The sequence below is a fragment of the Pontibacter brevis genome (genome assembly GCF_054779655.1).
The window spans coordinates 89018-107588 of record NZ_BAAGXV010000016.1 but is presented as its reverse complement, the minus strand read 5'-3'; the positions used below and the strand labels follow the sequence as shown (position 1 = coordinate 107588).

The 18571-nt window shown below is 49.9% G+C and carries 9 protein-coding genes and 1 other RNA gene; 5 read left to right on the top strand and 5 right to left on the bottom strand.

The features are described from left to right. Window positions 1–8: 8 nt before the first annotated feature. The 5 genes from ACYVB1_RS04485 to ACYVB1_RS04465 all read right to left on the bottom strand — a co-directional run bounded on the left by ACYVB1_RS04485 (window position 9) and on the right by ACYVB1_RS04465 (window position 8422). Window positions 9–1538 (bottom strand): sodium:solute symporter, encoded by a 1530-nt coding sequence (locus tag ACYVB1_RS04485; RefSeq protein WP_460921011.1) that lies wholly within the window; start codon window positions 1536–1538, stop codon window positions 9–11. Between the two features lie 247 nt (window positions 1539–1785). Next, complete coding sequence (locus ACYVB1_RS04480) at window positions 1786–3390, bottom strand: glycoside hydrolase (RefSeq protein WP_460921009.1); 1605 nt, start codon at window positions 3388–3390, stop codon at window positions 1786–1788. Window positions 3391–3889: 499 nt separating this feature from the next. Further along, window positions 3890–4262, bottom strand: a transfer-messenger RNA (tmRNA) gene (gene ssrA, locus ACYVB1_RS04475). Window positions 4263–4457: 195 nt separating this feature from the next. Beyond that, entirely contained in the window at window positions 4458–5606 is a 1149-nt protein-coding gene (locus tag ACYVB1_RS04470) for a transglutaminase-like domain-containing protein (RefSeq protein ID WP_460921007.1), read from the bottom strand. A 443-nt stretch (window positions 5607–6049) separates the two neighbouring features. Next, a complete protein-coding gene (locus tag ACYVB1_RS04465) occupies window positions 6050–8422 on the bottom strand; it encodes an ABC transporter permease (protein ID WP_460921005.1) in 2373 nt (790 codons plus the stop codon). A gap of 411 nt (window positions 8423–8833) precedes the next feature. Here ACYVB1_RS04465 and ACYVB1_RS04460 point away from each other — a divergent pair, with 411 nt between their 5' ends. The 5 genes from ACYVB1_RS04460 (at window position 8834) to ACYVB1_RS04440 (ending at window position 18463) form a co-directional block, all read left to right on the top strand. Further along, window positions 8834–10210 (top strand): sigma-54-dependent transcriptional regulator, encoded by a 1377-nt coding sequence (locus tag ACYVB1_RS04460; RefSeq protein WP_460921003.1) that lies wholly within the window; start codon window positions 8834–8836, stop codon window positions 10208–10210. Further along, window positions 10200–11558, top strand: coding sequence for a sensor histidine kinase (locus ACYVB1_RS04455; RefSeq protein WP_460921001.1), 1359 nt, complete (start codon window positions 10200–10202; stop codon window positions 11556–11558). The genes ACYVB1_RS04460 and ACYVB1_RS04455 overlap by 11 nt, the downstream gene beginning before the upstream one ends. Window positions 11559–12168: 610 nt before the next feature. Beyond that, complete coding sequence (cfa, locus tag ACYVB1_RS04450) at window positions 12169–13290, top strand: cyclopropane fatty acyl phospholipid synthase (protein WP_460920999.1); 1122 nt, start codon at window positions 12169–12171, stop codon at window positions 13288–13290. A 155-nt stretch (window positions 13291–13445) separates the two neighbouring features. Beyond that, entirely contained in the window at window positions 13446–15371 is a 1926-nt protein-coding gene (locus tag ACYVB1_RS04445) for a DNA polymerase III subunit gamma/tau (protein ID WP_460920997.1), read from the top strand. A 128-nt stretch (window positions 15372–15499) separates the two neighbouring features. Continuing rightward, a complete protein-coding gene (locus ACYVB1_RS04440) occupies window positions 15500–18463 on the top strand; it encodes a M16 family metallopeptidase (RefSeq protein ID WP_460920995.1) in 2964 nt (987 codons plus the stop codon). Window positions 18464–18571: the final 108 nt, after the last annotated feature.

Genomic DNA, 18571 nt, shown 5'->3' with positions numbered 1-18571 from the left:
AAAGGAAATTAATAACTTGTTTGCTTTTGCTTTGCCCCTGGCTTATCAGCTCCAACCAGCCTATCAGCCAGGCCCTCACTGCCCGGCTTGCTGGTGAGCAGCAGCAGTATAAATGTAATAGCTGCATTCACTATAATAAGTTCAAAACCCATGGCATAACCTGTCCATGCAACGGAGTTGCTGTCTATTACATAGGTGATAACAGGGGAGACAAGGCAGATGAACGGCACAAGCCTGTCTGCCACCGCCCGATTGTTTGCCATACCAAAGGCAAACAGGCCAAGCAGCGGACCATAGGTATAGCCGGCGGCTTTGAAAATGGCATTTACAACAGAGTCGTCGTTGATGACTCTGAAAATAAGGATAACCAAAAGCATCACAATCGAGAAGCCTACATGCACCAGGTGCCGTGTGCTGATCAAACGGGGATCGTTCTGGTTTTCCTTTTTATCGAATCCAAGAAAGTCTACACAGAAAGAAGTTGTTAAAGCGGTTAGCGCGGAGTCTGTGGTAGCAAAGGTGGCAGCCGTAAGGCCCAGCATGAAAACAATGGCAGGAATAATATTCAGGTGATTCAGCGCGATTTCCGGAAACAGGTGATCGGGTGTTCTGAGTGCAGTCACGTCAATGCCGTTGGCAGCTGCATATAGGTAAAGGAGCGCACCTACGCTCAGGAAAAAGATGTTGATGAAGACGAACACCACCGTAAACGTCAGCATGTTCATTTTAGCTTCATTGATGTTCCTGCAGCTCAGGTTCTTTTGCATCAGGTCCTGGTCAAGACCTGTCATGGCGATGGTTACGAAGATACCTCCAAAGAAGTGTTTCAGGAAATGAGCCTTGTTGCCCATAAAGTCTTCCCAGAAGAACATTTTGGAGTAGGAGCTTTCTTTTACCGCCTCAAAGGTTTGCATCAGGTTCATGTTCAGGCTTTGGGAGATAAACCAAATGGACAGGAGCACCGAGGAAAGCAGGAAAACGGTTTGAAGCGTATCCGTGATAACGATCGTTTTGAGGCCGCCCCTGTGGGTGTAGAGCCAGATAAGCACCAGGCAGATGGCAACGGTTGCCGCGAACGGAACATTCCAGGCATCGAAAATAAACTTCTGCAGCACAATGGCCACCAGGTACAGCCTGAAAGCAGAGCCAATGACACGGGAAACGAGAAAGATCATTGCCCCGGATTTATAACTCCAGTATCCCATCCGCTTCTCAAGGTAGGTGTAGATAGAGATGAGGTTCAGGCGGTAGTAGAGCGGCAGCAAGATGGTAGCTATCAGCACGAAGCCCACAGCATTGCCCAGCACGAACTGAAAATACCCGAAACTGCTGTTAGCCACAGCTCCTGGCACTGAAATAAATGTAACACCAGACAGAGCAGTGCCAATCATGCCGAAGGCTACGAAGTACCATTTGGAATTACGGTTGGCAATAAAAAAACTGGAGTTATCGGATGCACCCCTGGAAGTGAGGTAGGAAATACCTATCAGGACCGCAAAATAACCCAGTAAAAAGGACAGAAGAACGATTGGAGACATAAGCTTACGTGTTCAAGGGCAGTTATAGTACACCAGCAGACACTTACACTGGCAAATGTAGAAGGCCTGCCGCAATGATACTTTAAAGCAACAAATTTAATATCAGGAACTAAAGAAAAATCTTAAGAGGATATTCAAACTGCCGCTCATACTCCTGCGCAGAGAAGGAAAAGCGCACTACACCTACAGCTTATTCCTGCCAGAAGCGTTATACAGGCTTGTCCTTCTACAAAAGACCTTCTATAGTTTATCGCAGCCTGGCCACCAGTGTGGTAACAGAACGGGGAGCCAGCATTATTTCGCTATCACTGGTAAAGGTATTGCCGGGTGTGAGGCTCTTCTCCGCTGTGGTAACATAAGACCTGACACTGGCTACAGTAGCTCCCTTTACGCTTAACTTCACTTTCAAAGGTGCTGTTCCGGCATTAACAGCCACCGTGATAAGCTGCTGCTCCGCTGCATCGATGTACGAAGAAGCCAGCAGGGTATTATCTTCTGCTCGCTGACCTGCTAACTGTGTACCGACGCGTACGGCACCAGGACGAATGAAGCGACTGTAGTTTCCGAGGGCCCACAGCATTTTGCTTTCATAAACTTCTCCGTCTGTTTTATTTTTATCTACATAAACCAGCCCGTCCTTGTAATCATAGGGTGAGACAGCCAGCCACCACTGCCAGGCAGTAGCATTGGCAATGGTGAGGTCGTTATGAATTACCCGGGCTAAGTAAATAGCAGGTTCAATGCCCAAGTCCCGCTTGTTTCCGTTTATTTCTCCTGCATTGTCGCCTAAAATGCAGTATTCGGATTGCCAGAACTCCAGGTCCGGCACAGAAGCGACTTTTGCCGCCAGCTTCTTTCTCTGGTCAACGGCCTGTGTAAAGGGAGATGTTGTAAAATAACTGTGCGCAGAAATGACTTTGCCTGTATGAGACAAGTCGCCGATATAATAGGGAGAGCCGCTATCAAAGAAGGCAGCAATCTGGTTCCCCCTGTCTGGCTTATCAGCAACCGTATAGAGGTAATCAATTTTACCCGCTTCGGCTATGTCAATTTTAGTATGAAGGTTTCTTCTTTCAAGGGAAGTATTGAGCGCTTTTACAATACCGGCAATGTCTTCGTTCATGAAAGGGCTTCCCTCCTGTCCGCCATCACTCCAGTCCCACTGCGGCTCGTTTACCGGGCTGATGTAAGCGAAAGTAATGCCCTGTGTCCGCTCCATTCCCTGGATGACATCTGCCAGGTAATCAGCAAAAGCGCTGTACCTGTCCGGTGCCAGGTTAGGCTTCGCATCGGAGGCGAAGGCTTTGCCATTCTTCGTAAAGTTAACGGGAGGACTGTTGGGAAAGGCCAGGAACTTGTTTACACCACGTTCCTTTGCTGCTTTTAAAAACCAGACCTGCCCCACCTGCCGCTGCCAGTTATAGCTGCCATCTTCCTCTAAGAAGGATTCAGCCCGCCGCCACTCATCCCGTATCCCGCTTTGCTCTCCCTGCTGCGCGCTACCAGCACCTATGTTGAAACGCCACAGCGACAATCCTATACCTTCAGGCTTGCCAGTTGCTGCCGTATCTGTACTGAAGAGTAAATCGGCTATGGCATTCTTTTTTTCCACTGGCCAATTCCCAACAAACTGGCAGGACCATGCATCGGAGGCTCCAAAGTTGTCTATCCTCTGGTACCTTTCCGAAGCATCTATGCTGATTACGACCTCATCTCCAAGAGGCGAAGAGGAAACTGATTTATTCTCTACAGGAGGACTACCGGCACACCCTGCTAACACAAAAAGTATCACAGGGAAATACCACCACTTAACAGAGTAGCTTTTTTTGACTAAAAAGAGCACTTTTATCATTGTAGAACAATATAGCTTTGGTGGGAAGAACAGAGCCTGGTAATGCACAAAACCTTTACAACAATGCTTTATACCTAAATGCGGGATGAAAGCAGCACACAAAAAAAGCTCCTACCAATGTGTCGCATCTCCTAGTCCGTGGTCAAAAACTTAGAACACAGTCGCTTCTGCTCTTCTTCCGCTATGTTTATGTTTACCTGTGGCCTGTGCCTCTCCTAAAGATAAAGAAAATTGTGCAATAGGCGAGCCAGGCACAGGAGAGGATTATCAAACCTGTATAGTATCTACTGCTACAAAGGCCGCAGAGTAATGATGAAGATCGTTTCTTTATTTAGTCGGCTGGTGAAATGCTTCCCCGGCGTGCTGCATTTCGTGTGTCTGAACACTGTTATTTGACTTTTGCCTTCAGCACTTTGTCAGTGTACCTCGCATGAACAAGTAAAGGATTAAAAGCAAAAAGGCCTGTTAATAAATATTAACAGGCCTTTTTGCTGAATGTTGGTGGAGATGCAGGGATTCGAACCCTGGTCCAGACAAGGAAATCGTCGTGCCTTCTACATGCTTAGGCTTATTCGGATTGTCGGGAGCTTGCAAGTATAAGCCAAACTTATGCGCACTCCTTAGATGCTTAAGTTTCGCCTGTGCATCGCATCGCTACACAGACTAGTAAAACGGATCGAAGCCTCGTATGTGCAGGCAGTTTCACGAAACCTGCACGAGACTATGGCATATTACTTAATACCTAGATTAAGCAGCCATGGCGTAATTAGATTCGCCATTTATTGTTCGAACGCAATTTTTGACAGGTGGCACGTTCAACACCCGGCATGCTTACACGCAATCTGCGCAAGCTGTCAATTCCAGTCATCCCCATAAGTTAAAGAACGTATTCTTGCTGTTTACACTTCAAGAAGCATGCCACAAATATAAGAGATTCTGCGGCTTTTTCTCTGTTCAGCAGGAAATAAACACCGGTATACGTGCAAAAGGTTCACCTGTTTGGCTAAGAAACAGGTGAACCTTACAACAGCACATCTAACCAGCTAAGCGAGAGGGTACTAAAATGTTCAGAAAGAGAAAGCAGTCATTCCGTCCGCATACTGCAGTGTGTTTATTTCTGGCGACTGATACAAATCAGCAGGAGAACTGGTGTACAGGAAACGTTTCATCGGGTATTTTACCTGGAACACTTTTGGATTTTTGGCACCAGCCGGAACCAGCATCAGCGAAGACTTACCTTTTACTGTTCCCCTGTCAATGTTCAGCCCCTCCCGGTTATCGAAGCGCACATCGAAGTAGTACAGGTAAGGATACACCCAGTTTACATATTTTGCTTTGCTGGTGCCGGAAAGGCTTCTTATCTCCAGGTCTTCATAGTTGTTGGCAATAGCCTGCTGAAACTCTACGGCATTGAGCGGCACGTTATGTAACACCGGCATGGCATCGAACTGTCCATCCAGCATCACCCATTTCTGCAGGTCTGGCAGGAATACTTCCAGCAGCACATGTCCGGCTCCGGAGGCAGTGGTTTCCACATCTTTTGTTTTCAAACCCATCACACGGGCGGGCAGGCCAATGGCGTTCAGGCTGGAGGTAGCTACTACGCCGTATTCCACACAACGGAACTGCTTGCCTTCCTTCGCTTCTTTCAATATGGTGAGGGCATCAGGTCTGGACGGTTCGTTCATGCCATTGTGACTCCACTGCCTGTGCACCCAGTTCACCATCCGCAGCGCCTTCTCCGTGTCGTTAGCGGCTCCTTTTACCACCTCATCCAGCTGGTATTTACCACGGAGCGTATTCAGGAACGTGTTGTTCACGTTCTGCTCGTACGTAAATTTGTAGGCAACCTTCGCTTTCAGCAGGTCAAATTTCAAAGCCTCAAACCCAAAGCCCTGCAGCTCTGTCAGTGCATATTTTCCGTTGAGCTGCACATAAAACAGGTGCTTTTCGCCAGCGCGTACATCAACTGAAATGGAATCAAGGTTAGTATAGAACACAACCGTCTCCTGCTGCCCGTGTACCGGCACCTGCAATATGTCCGGAGTTACCTCTGGCATAATATGCCAGGTGCCTTTCACCAGCTCCTCGCCAATCTTGTAATCGGCTATGTTAGAGGTGGCCTCTATAACAGGCAGGCCATTATACATTTTTTGTGCGAAGGCTGGAACAGTTAACAACAGCAGCGCGAACAGGAAATCGAATGATTTTTTCATGGCTTTATTTTGTATGGAATGCGTTATGAAGTGATGATTTTTATTTTATGTACAACAGGTTGTTTCTCAGCCTCTTCATGCAAACCCGGCTTTCATTCTTTATCTGCAGGCTTGCTGAAAGTGTATAAGAAATTTGGATGCCAAAATCATAAATTATTAATAATCAGATAATTAATAACCAAACCATATTTAACCTGTACGGTGCCGATACACCTGCACCTGATACAGTTGTGCGCTTTTGTAACAGTTGTCATCAGTCACATCAGCAGAAAAAGAACAAGAACTTCAGCCACCATTTTAGCGCTATTGAGGAGGGGTGCGGAGAAAACAGAAGCCTGTAAAACAGCAGCAGCCTTGCAAGCTTATTTGCTCACAAGGCTGCTGCTGTTTTACAGGCTCGGGTTAGGTTCCCTTAAAAAATTTGTCTTTTTCAGAAAGGCACCTTACTCGGTGCGCAGCGACGTAACCGGGTTGGTAACCGCTGTTTTCACGGCATGGAAGCTCAGGGTGAGCATGGCAATGACAATGGTCGACAAAAACGCGGCCGCAAATATCCACCAGCTCAGTTCGGTGCGGAAAGCGTAGTCGCTGAGCCAACTGTCCATCAGGTACCAGCTGAGTGGTAGGGCTATCAGGTTTGCAATCAGCACCAGCCGCAGGAAGTCTTTCGACAGCATGTACACAATGCTCGTGATGGAGGCTCCCAGCACCTTTCGGATACCGATTTCCTTTGTTCTTTGCTCTGCAGTAAACAACGCCAAGCCAAACAACCCGAGGCAGGAGATAAAGATGGCGACACCGGCGAAGTACGCTGTCAGCTGCCCCATCACGGCCTCGCTCCTATACATCTTCTTAAAGTCCTCATCCAGGAAGTGGTACTCGAACGGGAAGGCTGGATTGTGTCTCTTTATAACCTCTTCAACAGCCGCTACCGCTGCCGTTGTGCTACCAGGTGCTATGCGGGCAAACAGGGTGTTATTCTCCTGGGGCCGCAGCACCAGGATGAGTGGCTGCATGGCAACGTGCATGGAGGTGGAATGGAAGTCGTTCACAACTCCGATAATAGGTCCTTTCAGCTCTTGCCACAGCTCCAGCCGTTCCCCAACCGGCTGCTGCATTTGCATTAGCCGGGCAGCCTCACTGTTCACCAAGAAAGCGGCCGTATCGGTGCCAAACTCCCTGGAAAACTCGCGTCCCTCCTTCAGCGTTACACCCATCGTTTCAAGGAAGTCATAGTCCACTGTCATGATGCTGAACAGAATACTGGCGTTAGGATCTTTGCCTTTCCACTCTACTCCGCCGGATGAGTTACCGACCATCATGGGGTTCTGGTTAGTTGACGACACCGCCGTAATGCCTGGTATGGCCTCCAGTTCCCGCTTTACAACCTCATATCGGCTCTGCAATTCGCCCTCCAAGGGAACATACATCAGGTTTTCGCGGTCCAGTCCGATATTTTTGGTCCGGATGTAGTGCAGCTGCAGGTATACCACCAACGTGCTGATGATTAGCAGCGCTGAAAGCATAAACTGGAACACCACCAGTCCCTTCCGGAACACCGACACCCGCTTGCTTAGCTTGGCTGTTCCCTTCAGCACGACCGCCGGGTCAAAAGACGACAGGAAGAAAGCAGGGTAACTACCAGAAACAAGGCCCGTCAGTACAGCCACTCCTAAAAGCAGCAGCAGCAGCGTGGGGTCAGTTAAATCAATGGAAATAAACTTTCCGGTCAGGTCGTTGAAGTGCGGCAGCAGGATACCCGCCAGGTTAACAGAAACAAACAGGGCCAGGAAAGCCACCAGCACCGACTCCGTCATAAACTGGTAGACAAGCGCTGTTTTGTTTGCCCCGATGGCCTTGCGCACCCCTACCTCTTTGGCACGCTTGGCTGAACGGGCTGTCGCCAGATTCATGAAATTGATGCAGGCAATAATCAGGATGAAGACGGCCACTACCGAGAACAGGCGCACATCCTCAATATTGCCACTGCCTACCTGGCTGCCATTGCGAAAATTGCCGTACAAATACATGTCGCCTATCGGCTGCACAAACAAATCGATGTTCGACTCTTTTTCATGCTGCTTCACGATGGGTTTGATTTTAGTATTAAAGGCCGCCATGTCAGTGCCTGGCTGCAGTTGCAGGTAGGTACGGATACCGTTATTCCCCCAGCCCTTCAGCCATGCCCCGCCAGGTGTGCTAATCCAGTCCTCCAGCGGCATCACGTAATCGAATCGCATGGTGGAGTTTTTCGGCACGTCCTGCATCACCCCTGTCACTTTGTAGCTCTTGCTGTTGTCTATCTTAAACATCTTGCCCATGGCCGCCTCCGGAGAATCAAAGAACTGCCTGGCTACCGTTTCTGAAATAACGACAGAGTTTGGCTGCTTCAACACCTGTGTGGGGTTACCATGCAACAGCGGAAAAGAGAATATCTCGAAAAACTCCGGGTCCGTGTACCGGCCGCTCACTTTCAGCGCTTTATCATCATAAGCAAACAATTGCTTCCACTCCCAGGTGGTGCTGCGGACGGCATGCTTCACCTCGGGCAGTTCCTGCTCCAGTGCCTCAGCCAGCGGCCCTGGGTTGGCATCGGTTGTCAGGTCGTCGGCTCCAGGGTAGCTCTGCACCTCCATTACCCGGTACAGGTTATTTATATCCGCGTGGAAGCGGTTGATGCTCACCTCATCCTTTACCCACAGCAGAATGAGGATGCTACAGGTCATGCCCAGTGCGAGGCCGGACACGTTAATCAGCGAGAAGACCTTGTGCCGCATCAGGTTACGGTAGGCCATTTTAAGGTAGTTCTTAAACATAGTCTTAGGTATTGTGGTGTAACGTCTGTTTGTCAGGTATTTGCATGTGCTGAACCAGCAACCTAGTTTGCCACAAGAAATTTATATGCCACAATAACAAATACTTAATTATCAATAACTTAACCAATAAAAGCAACTCAAAGGTGTACGGTTTTGATACACCTGCACGCGTTACACCTGACCGCTTCCGGTACAGGAAACTATCTGAATCAGGATTTACAGGATTAACAAATTAGCAGGATGAGAATCTAATTCATCAACGGGAAATACTATAGCCAAATCATTATTGCCTTTATCATATACACCCTTCCTGATAATATCCTGCAAATCCTGATTCAGGCAATGCTACACCACTGCCAAATTTCAAATGGATTAACTATATTCGGTTTCTGAAACAGAAATCACATTCCTATGGCCTCTGCAAAAAATGCCCGTGTTTTGGTGGTAGACGACGAAACTGACGTGCTGTTTGCGTTAAAAATGCTGCTCAAAACCGAAGTAGGGCAGGTCGTGACTGAGAAGAACCCGGATAACCTGCCCAGCCTGCTGGAGCGGGAAAAGTTTGATGTCATCTTCCTGGACATGAACTTTAAAAGCGCCCTGAACACCGGCAACGAGGGATTGTTCTGGCTGCGCCAGATACTGCAGAAAGACAAAGATGCTTCCGTTATCCTGATCACCGCTTATGGCGATGTGGAACTGGCCGTGCGCTCACTAAAAGAGGGCGCCGCCGACTTTATTGTAAAGCCCTGGCACAACGACAAGCTGCTGGAAACGCTGCACCACACGCTGCAGTCCAGGCAGCCCAAAAAAGCAGGAGCCGGCAACACCTCCATCAAAAAGAACACCAGCACCAGCATACTGGGTGAATCAGATGCCATCAAAGAGGTACTTTACAAAATTGATAAAATTGCGCCCACCGAAGCCAACGTACTGATATTAGGCGAAAATGGTACGGGCAAGGAACTGGTGGCACGGGCCCTTCATGAGAAATCGTTCCGGGCAAACAAGCCTTTTGTGAGCGTAGACATGGGCGCTTTAACGGACACTTTGTTCGAGAGTGAGCTGTTCGGCTCTAAAAAAGGAGCCTTTACCGATGCCAAAGAAGACCGCACCGGCCGCTTTGTAGCTGCCAATGGCGGTACACTTTTTCTCGATGAAATCGGGAACATATCGCCTGCCATGCAGGCCAAGCTATTGACGGTGCTGCAAAACCGGCAGGTAACGCCCCTGGGCTCTAACACGCCCGTGCAGGTAGATATTCGCCTCGTTTCAGCCACCAACGAACCTATTTATGAATTGGCAGCCCACAACCAGTTCCGCAAGGACCTCATTTACCGCATTAACACCGTAGAAATTACGCTGCCTCCGCTGCGCCAGCGCGAAGGCGACGTAGAATTGCTGGCCCGTCATTTTGCCGCCATTTACGCTCAGAAAAACCATAAGCCGGAATCGGACTTTGCACCGGCCACCTTGCAGAAACTGAAGCAGCACAGCTGGCCCGGCAATGTGCGGGAACTGCAGCATGCCGTGGAGCGGGCCATTATTCTGGCAGAAAGCAGTGTGCTGCAACCGCAGGACTTCAGCTTCTCGCCCATGGAAATGGCGACTGCCTCCTCCCCTGCCTCGGCCTATGTGCCGGACAAGGCTGTTCCGCTGATTGAAATGGAGCGCGAAACAATTGTCCGCACATTGGAGAAGAACAAAGGCAACATTTCCAGAACTGCCAAAGAACTAGGCCTTACCCGCACCGCTCTTTACCGCCGCCTGAACAAGCATGATATTTAACCGCCTCGAGTTCGGACTCTTTGTTCGATTTCTGCTTTTGCTGGGCATGATGTACCTTACGCTGGAGTACCTCACACAGTACACCTGGCTACAGGTAACCTCAGGCATACTCGTGATGCTGGCGCAATTGTGGGAGCTGGCACATTACGTTACGCGCAGCAACAACGAACTGGCCAAATTCCTGCAATCTGTAAAGCAACGGGACTTTTCGCAGCGCTTTAATGAGCATACCACCAACAGTTCGCTGCGGCAGCTTCATAAGGCTTTTAACCTCATCAACGACACCTATAAGCAACTGCACATCGAAAAAGAGGCGCAGTTTCATTACATGCAGACCATCCTGCAGATGATAGACACCGGCATTATGGCCGTGGACGCTGCTACCGGTGAAGTAGAATGGGTGAACGATGCGTTTAAGAACACGCTCAGTGTGCCTTACCTGAAGAGCATTGAAAGCCTGGAACCGCGGCACCCTGCACTATACGAGGCACTGCAAACCCTTAAACCCGGCGAAAGTAAGCTGTTGAAGCTAAAGCTACCAAAGGGGCAATCGCAGTTACTGCTCTCTGCCACCGCCTTTACCATGCAGCAGCGCGACCTGCTGCTGATAGCCCTCAAGAACGTAAGCGCTACCGTAGATGCCACCGAAACAGAAGCATGGCAAAAGCTGCTGCGCGTGATGACGCACGAGATCATGAACTCCGTAGCTCCCATCGCCTCGCTGGCCGACACGTTGGGGCGCCACCTGCAAATGGAACTTGAGCACCAGGAGCAAAATCCAGCGGCAATCCCGGACCCGGAACTGCTGCAGGATACGGCAGAAGGCATTTCGATCATCAAAAAGCGCAGCGAAGGCCTGCTGCGTTTCGCCCACTTCTACCGCAACCTGAACAAATCGCAGGAACTGATGCTGACAACGGTTTATGTGCAGGAGCTTTTCAAAAGCATCAACGGGCTGATGCGCCCGCAACTGGAGGAGCAGGGTGTTGAGTTAAGTTGCGATGTATCGCCTCCGGGGCTGCACCTGAACGCAGACGTGAACCTGCTCGAGCAGGTGCTCATCAACCTTATCCTGAATGCGAAACGTGCTGTACAGGGCCGCCCCCACCCCCGCATTACTATAACCGCGCAGCAGGTGGATAGCAAAACAATCATGGAAGTACAGGACAACGGCAGCGGCATTCCGGAAGAGTTGCTGGAAAGCATCTTCATTCCTTTCTTTACCTCCCACAAAGACGGCTCCGGCATCGGCCTCAGCCTGGCGAAGCACATCATGCTCCTGCACAAAGGCAGCATTCAAGTAGAGAGCAAAGAAGGCGTAGGCTCTGTATTTAAGCTGGTGTTTTAGGTTATAGGACACAAGTATCAGAACATAAGTTAAAGTTTTTATACCCTCCTTTTACCAAACAACATCAGGCGCATTATATTAAATCACCTAAAGCACTTTCTATAGCACCCTCACTTTTCTGATGTACCGGGTCCAACCACCCCTGCCCCTCCTTGTCCAAGGATGGGAGCCTGCTTCTTCAAGTCGCGTTAGGCTTTTTCCATAGTTATAGCTTTACTCATCGAACAGATTACAAAACTAACTAGCACGAAGTGAATCTGTTTCCAGTCTTTGGGTTGAGCGCCTTGTATTTGATGCGGTGCCGAACGCAGTGAGGCAGCCTGCAGCGGAGCGATGGCAGCTTCAAATGCACAGCGCGATGCCCGAAGACGAGGCCACTCGGCCTAGAGAGCACAGGAAGACAAGATGGAAAAGGCAGCTAATGAGTCACTGGATAAGCTTTCCCTACGGTAGCTTAGACAAACTGAAAGGAGCTGCCTTCCTCTAAAAACTATTCCTTATTCCTATATAACTTTTCCCAACTATTCGCCTCTTCAAGCGTTTATTTCTATTGCTATAAAAACTTTAACTATAGCAGTAACTTATATCTCACTACCTATCTCTCTACGCCATGAAAGAGCAAGTCTTAAAACAGAAGGTAACTGAAATTTTAGCAAAAGCCGACGTAAAGATAAATGGTCCTGATCCCTGGGACTTGCAGGTGCATAACGACCAGTTTTACAAGCGGGTGCTGACACAGGGAACGCTGGGGCTGGGAGAATCTTATATGGACGGCTGGTGGGATTGTGAGCGGATAGATGAGTTTGCCTATAAAGTGATACGGGCAGACCTGTACCGGCAGGCCAAGTTCGGTTGGAAAACGGTGATACAGATGCTGCTGGCAAAAGTGTTTAACCTGCAGGCAAAAGGGAAAGCCGCCCGCAACGCGCAGCGGCACTACGACATCGGCAACAAGCTTTACCGGCTGATGCTGGACAAGTACATGGCCTACAGCTGTGGCTACTGGAAAGGGGCTGACAACCTGGACCAGGCCCAGGAAAACAAGCTGGACCTGATTTGCCGGAAACTACGCATACAGCCGGGCCAGCGGGTACTCGACATTGGCTGTGGCTGGGGAAGCTTTGCCAGGTTTGCCGCCGAACATTATGGAGCCGAAGTAGTGGGCGTTACTGTAGCGAAGGAGCAGGTTGCCCTGGGCCGGGAGTTGTGCAAGGGCTTACCTGTAGAAATACGCCTGCAGGATTACCGTGACGTGAACGAACAGTTTGACCATGTGGTGTCGGTGGGCATGCTGGAGCACGTGGGCTACCGCAACCACCGCGTATTCATGAAAACGGCAGCCCGCTGCCTAAAGGATGATGGCCTGTTCCTGCTGCACACGATCGGCCATCCCTTCTCCAAAACCTCTGCCGACCCATTTACCGACACTTATATTTTCCCGAACTGCCTCATCCCTTCACTAAAACAGCTCAGTGCCGCCATGGAGCATGTCTTTGTACTGGAAGACCTCCATAACTTCGGACCTTACTACGATCCCACCCTCATGACCTGGTTCCGGAACTTCGACCAAAACTGGGATCAGTTGAAGGGAGATTACGACGAGCGTTTTTACCGAATGTGGAAGTACTACCTACTTTCCAGCGCCGGTTCCTTCCGCGCCCGCAACAACCAGCTCTGGCAAATGGTACTCTCAAAGAAAGGAATTATAGGCGGGTATGAAACAGTGCGATAAGTAAAGCTGTCCTCTCCCTTAAACCAGAGTAAAGATAGCCCTTAGTCAAGGCGCATCTGCAGCAGATAACGGTTGAAGTCAGGTGGATAAGTATCTGGAAAACTACTGGATAAATCCCCTCCCATCTCACCTTCAGTTTGATTATCTTTGTAGTAATGGAAAATTTTGTAGTATCAGCGCGTAAATACCGTCCGACCACGTTCGACAGCGTGGTGGGGCAGCACCATATAACCAATACCCTTAAAAACGCCATCAGCAGCCAGCATTTGGCGCAGGCATTCCTTTTTTGCGGGCCACGCGGTGTAGGTAAAACCACCTGTGCCCGTATCCTGGCAAAGACCATTAACTGCCAGAACATAACCCCGGAGGTGGAAGCCTGCAACGAGTGTGAGTCGTGCCGCAGCTTTAACAGCAACAGCTCTTTTAACATACACGAACTCGATGCGGCCTCTAACAACTCGGTAGAGGATATCCGGAACTTAGTGGAGCAGGTGCGTTACGCCCCGCAAACGGGCAAGTACAAAATCTATATCATAGATGAGGTGCACATGCTCTCGAACCAGGCCTTCAACGCTTTCCTGAAAACACTGGAGGAGCCGCCTTCCTACGCTATCTTTATCCTGGCTACCACTGAGCGCCACAAGATTATTCCAACTATCCTGTCGCGTTGCCAGATTTTTGATTTTAACCGGATTCGGATCGACGACATGGTGCGCCACCTGGGCAGCATCGCCACAAAAGAAAGCATACAGGCTGAACCGGATGCACTGCACCTGATTTCGCAGAAAGCAGACGGGGCGCTACGCGATGCGCTTTCTATTTTCGACCAGATGGTGACCTTCTCCGGCAGCAACGTGACCTATAAAGCCACTGTCGAGAACCTCCACATCCTGGACTATGATTACTACTTCCGGCTGACGGACCACCTGCTGGAGCAGAACCTTTCCGGCTCATTGTTGCTGTTTGATGAAATATTGAAGAATGGCTTTGATGCGCACAACTTCCTCATTGGCATTGGCGAGCACTTCCGCAGCCTGCTGGTGTGTAAAGATCAGGCAACTGTGCAACTACTGGAGGTCTCAGATAACATTAAGGCAAAGTATGTGGAGCAATCGGCAAAGGCTTCTGTGTCGTTCCTGCTCTCGGGCCTGAACCTGGTGAGCACCTGCGACATGCACTATAAGAGCAGTAAAAACCAGCGCCTGCACGTAGAGTTGTGCCTCATGAAAATGGCACACCTGAATGCCGCCCTGAGTTTTGCTCAAAACGGAGAAGCAGCAAAAAAAGCTAAGGTAGCAGCGCCGGCACCAGCCGCTACCGGTTCAGCAGGTGCCACTACAACGCCGTCGGCTGGTATGCAGCCACAGCAGGGGCAGGTACCGTCAGAGGGCTTGCAGCAGCCAGCACCGAACGGCTTACCATCAGAGCAGTTGCAGCAACCACAGGCTCCTTCACGGGTGCCTTCAGAGGGACTACAGCAGCCACCTAAACCGCAGGAGGTAACACCGGATGCGCACATTGCGCCCGCTAACCCACAAACTCCGCCAGGCTCCGGTCCTGAGCGTGGCGCAGACAAGCCACGTGCAGGCGTACAACTGCCCCCGCCTAAAAAGCTGAGTAAGCTGCCGAGCCTGAAAGACCTGCACACCCAGCAGGCTGTTGCTGCCACAGAAACAGTTGTGGCCGAGGTGGAGGAAGAGGTTAGCTATGGAACTTCGCTTCCTGTAGACAAAGCCCGCCTGAATACGGTATGGCATGCTATCCTGCGCAGAAAGAAGTCGGAGAACATGATGGAGTATACGCTCCTGAACCGCCAGTACCATGTGAGTGAGGAGAACGAGATAACGCTGGTTCTCGAAAACCATGTTATGCTGGACCAGTTTACATCGCTGCGTCCCTCGCTGCTGGCCGAGTTGAAAAAAGAAACCGGCAACCGCGGCATCAAACTAAAGGCAGAGGTAATGGAGGTGCAGGAAGGAAATAAAATGTACACCTCGCAGGACAAATTCAACTACCTCGCCGATAAATATCCGATGCTCGTCGATATGCGCCAGCGCCTGGGCTTGGACATGGACTTCTAATCTGGAAAAATTCCCTATATTTATCCATTCGTAACAAGCTATAGTACAGGCTACTACTGAAGCAGGTTCAGTAGTAGCCTGTACTATAGCTTGTTGCCTTATTCTTATTCATAAACCACCTATAAACTATGGCTATAAAAAGAGGTTCTACGCTGTTATTGCTTGCGCTGGGCTTAACGTTCACGCAATGTAAGAACGAGACATACCAGACGCAGTCAACAACTGACACGACAGCAACCACCACGCCGCCTGCCGAAAAAGAGTACACCTACGAAACGGCCCCTGATGACCCGTTGAACGCGCGTATCTATACCTTGGATAATGGCCTGAAAGTGTACCTGACAGATTACGAAGAGGCCCCGCGTATACAGACCTACATTGCCGTGCGTGCGGGCAGTAAAAACGACCCGGCTGATGCCACCGGTCTGGCCCATTACCTGGAGCACATGGTATTTAAAGGCACCACAGAACTGGGTACTGCCAACTGGGAGAAGGAAAAGGAAGAGCTGGCAAAAATTGAGGCGCTGTACGAAAAGTACCGCAACACTTCCGATGAAGCGATGCGCAAAAGAATCTACAACCAGATAGACAGCGTTTCCGGTGTGGCAGCCAGGTACGCCATTGCCAATGAGTACGACAAAGCCACGACAGCCATCGGTGCCAAAGGAACGAATGCCTATACCTGGGTAGACCAGACAGTGTATGTGAATGATATCCCGAGCAACCAATTGGAACGCTGGCTGGAGCTGGAAGCTGACCGCTTCCGTGAGATGGTGCCCCGCCTGTTCCACACAGAGTTGGAAGCGGTTTACGAAGAAAAGAATCGCACCCTGGACAGCGATGCCCGCAAAGTGGCAGAGGTCATCAATACAGAGCTGTTCCCGACGCACCAATACGGCACTCAAACGACTATTGGCACGATTGAGCACCTGAAAAATCCCTCTATCACGGCCATCAGAAACTACTTCGACAAGTACTATCTGCCGAACAACATGGCTATTGCCATGTCGGGTGACCTTGACTTTGAAGAGACCATTCGCCTGATAGACAAATACTGGGGAGAGTTAGAGCAGCAGCCGGTGCCTGCTTTTAATGTGGCGCAGGAGCAGCCCATTCAGCAGCCCATTGTGAGGGAAGTGTTAGGGCCGGATGCAGAAAACGTGTCCATCGCTTACCGCACATCCGGCATTAATACGAAAGATGCCCTGGTGGTGCAGATGATCAGTAACCTGCTCTACAACGGCGCTGCCGGCCTGATTGACCTGAACCTGAACCAACAGCAGAAGGTGTTGCGGTCGTATGCCTACGACACACCAATGAAAGACTACGGTTCCTTCCGGATGACAGGCATGCCACGCCAGGGCCAGTCGCTGGACCAGGTGCGTGACCTGTTGCTGGCGCAGCTGGACCTGATAAAGAAAGGCCAGTTTGACGAAGAGCTGATGACGGCAGTGGTGAACAACGACAAGATCAACACCATGAAAGCCTACGAAGACAACAGCAACCGTGCAGATGCCTTTGTAACAGCTTTTATCTATGAGATGCCGTGGGAGAAGTTTGTGAACCGCCGGGAGGAATTTGCCCAAATCACCAAGCAAGACGTAGTGGACGTGGCCAACAAGTACTTCAATAACAATTATGTGCTGGTATATAAGCGTACGGGGCAGGACCCGAATGCACTGAAGGTGGAGAAGCCATCTATTACACCGGTAGAGGTAAACCGCGATGCCCAATCCGATTATTACAAAACCTTCCTGGCAAAGGAAATTGAAGTACAGCCGCTGCAGCCGGTCTTCATTGACTATTCCAAAGACATTGTTCAGGAAAAGCTAAAGAACAACATTCCTTTGCTCTACACGCACAACAAGGAAAACGGCCTGTTCCAGCTTTACTACATCCTGGACATGGGCACCAACAACGACCAGAAACTGGGGATGGCGGTGAACTACCTCAAGTACCTGTGCACCGATAAGTACACAGCAGAGGAACTGCAAAAGGAGTTCTTCAAGCTGGGAACATCTTTTGATGTGTTCTCTTCCGGTGAGCAGGTGTATGTAAGCCTGACAGGCTTGGATGAGAACTTTGAGCAAGGCCTTAACCTGTTCGAAAGTGTGTTGGCCAACCCGAAGCCAGACCAGCAGGCGCTGAAAGACATGGTGGCAGGCATACTGAAAGCCCGCGAAGACGCTAAGAAAAACAAAGGTGTTATCCTGCAGCAGGCAATGGTGAACTATGCCAAGTATGGCCCGAAGAACCCGTTTAACACTCTGCTGTCGGAGAAGCAACTGAAGGCTGTGAAGCCACAGGAACTGGTAAACATCATCAAGAGTATCCCTACCTACGAGCATCGCGTGCTGTATTACGGACCACGTGAAACAGACAACCTGGTGGCAACCTTAAACACCGGCAACAGGGTACCTGCTACACTCAAGCCAGTGCCAGCGGAGAAAGTATACGCCGAAATTGATTTCAAAGAACCAACGGTGTATTGGGCAGATTATGACATGGTGCAGGCGGAGATGCTGTTCCTGAGTAAATCTGTGCCTTACAATAAAGACATTATTCCGGTGGTAAGGCTGTACAATGAGTACATGGGCGGTATTGTGTTCCAGGACCTCCGCGAGTCCAAAGCGCTGGCTTACTCTACTTACTCTTTCTACTCGCCAGCCTCTAAGCAAGGCCGCGCAAACTACTTGCTATCATACATCGGTGCACAGGCAGACAAGCTGTCTGAAGCCATGGCAGGCATGCAGAACCTGCTGACTGAAATGCCATTGGCAGATGCCAACTTCCAGAATGCCCGTGCCTCGCTACGTAACAGCATTTCAACGGAACGCATCACCAAAGCCGGCGTTCTGTTCGACTATGAGCGTGCTAAAAAGCTAGGGCTGATGCATGACATCCGTCAGGATGTGTACCAGAGTGCTAACAGCATGACCTTCGATCAAATGAAGGAGTTCCAGCAGAAGTACATCAAAGGACAACCACAGGCCATATTGGTGATTGGCTCTAAGGATAAGCTGAACTTTAAAGAGTTGGAGAAGTATGGCAAAGTGAAGCAGCTTAGTTTAAAGGAACTGTTTGGGTATTAACCTCCCCCTTGCCCCCTCCTAAAAACAGGAGGGGGTTACTTTTTTCCTTTCGGACTTGAAAATGAAGGGACGCAAAAAGTTGCGTCCCTATAAAACAAAAGCGGCAGC

What these genes read in the sequence shown, in the direction of transcription:
- ACYVB1_RS04485 (WP_460921011.1), bottom strand. Translation starts at nt 1,538, where the DNA reads ATGTCTCCAATCGTTCTTCTGTCCTTTTTACTGGGTTATTTTGCGGTC.
- ACYVB1_RS04480 (WP_460921009.1), bottom strand. Translation starts at nt 3,390, where the DNA reads ATGATAAAAGTGCTCTTTTTAGTCAAAAAAAGCTACTCTGTTAAGTGG.
- ACYVB1_RS04470 (WP_460921007.1), bottom strand. Translation starts at nt 5,606, where the DNA reads ATGAAAAAATCATTCGATTTCCTGTTCGCGCTGCTGTTGTTAACTGTT.
- ACYVB1_RS04465 (WP_460921005.1), bottom strand. Translation starts at nt 8,422, where the DNA reads ATGTTTAAGAACTACCTTAAAATGGCCTACCGTAACCTGATGCGGCAC.
- ACYVB1_RS04460 (WP_460921003.1), top strand. Translation starts at nt 8,834, where the DNA reads ATGGCCTCTGCAAAAAATGCCCGTGTTTTGGTGGTAGACGACGAAACT.
- ACYVB1_RS04455 (WP_460921001.1), top strand. Translation starts at nt 10,200, where the DNA reads ATGATATTTAACCGCCTCGAGTTCGGACTCTTTGTTCGATTTCTGCTT.
- cfa (WP_460920999.1), top strand. Translation starts at nt 12,169, where the DNA reads ATGAAAGAGCAAGTCTTAAAACAGAAGGTAACTGAAATTTTAGCAAAA.
- ACYVB1_RS04445 (WP_460920997.1), top strand. Translation starts at nt 13,446, where the DNA reads ATGGAAAATTTTGTAGTATCAGCGCGTAAATACCGTCCGACCACGTTC.
- ACYVB1_RS04440 (WP_460920995.1), top strand. Translation starts at nt 15,500, where the DNA reads ATGGCTATAAAAAGAGGTTCTACGCTGTTATTGCTTGCGCTGGGCTTA.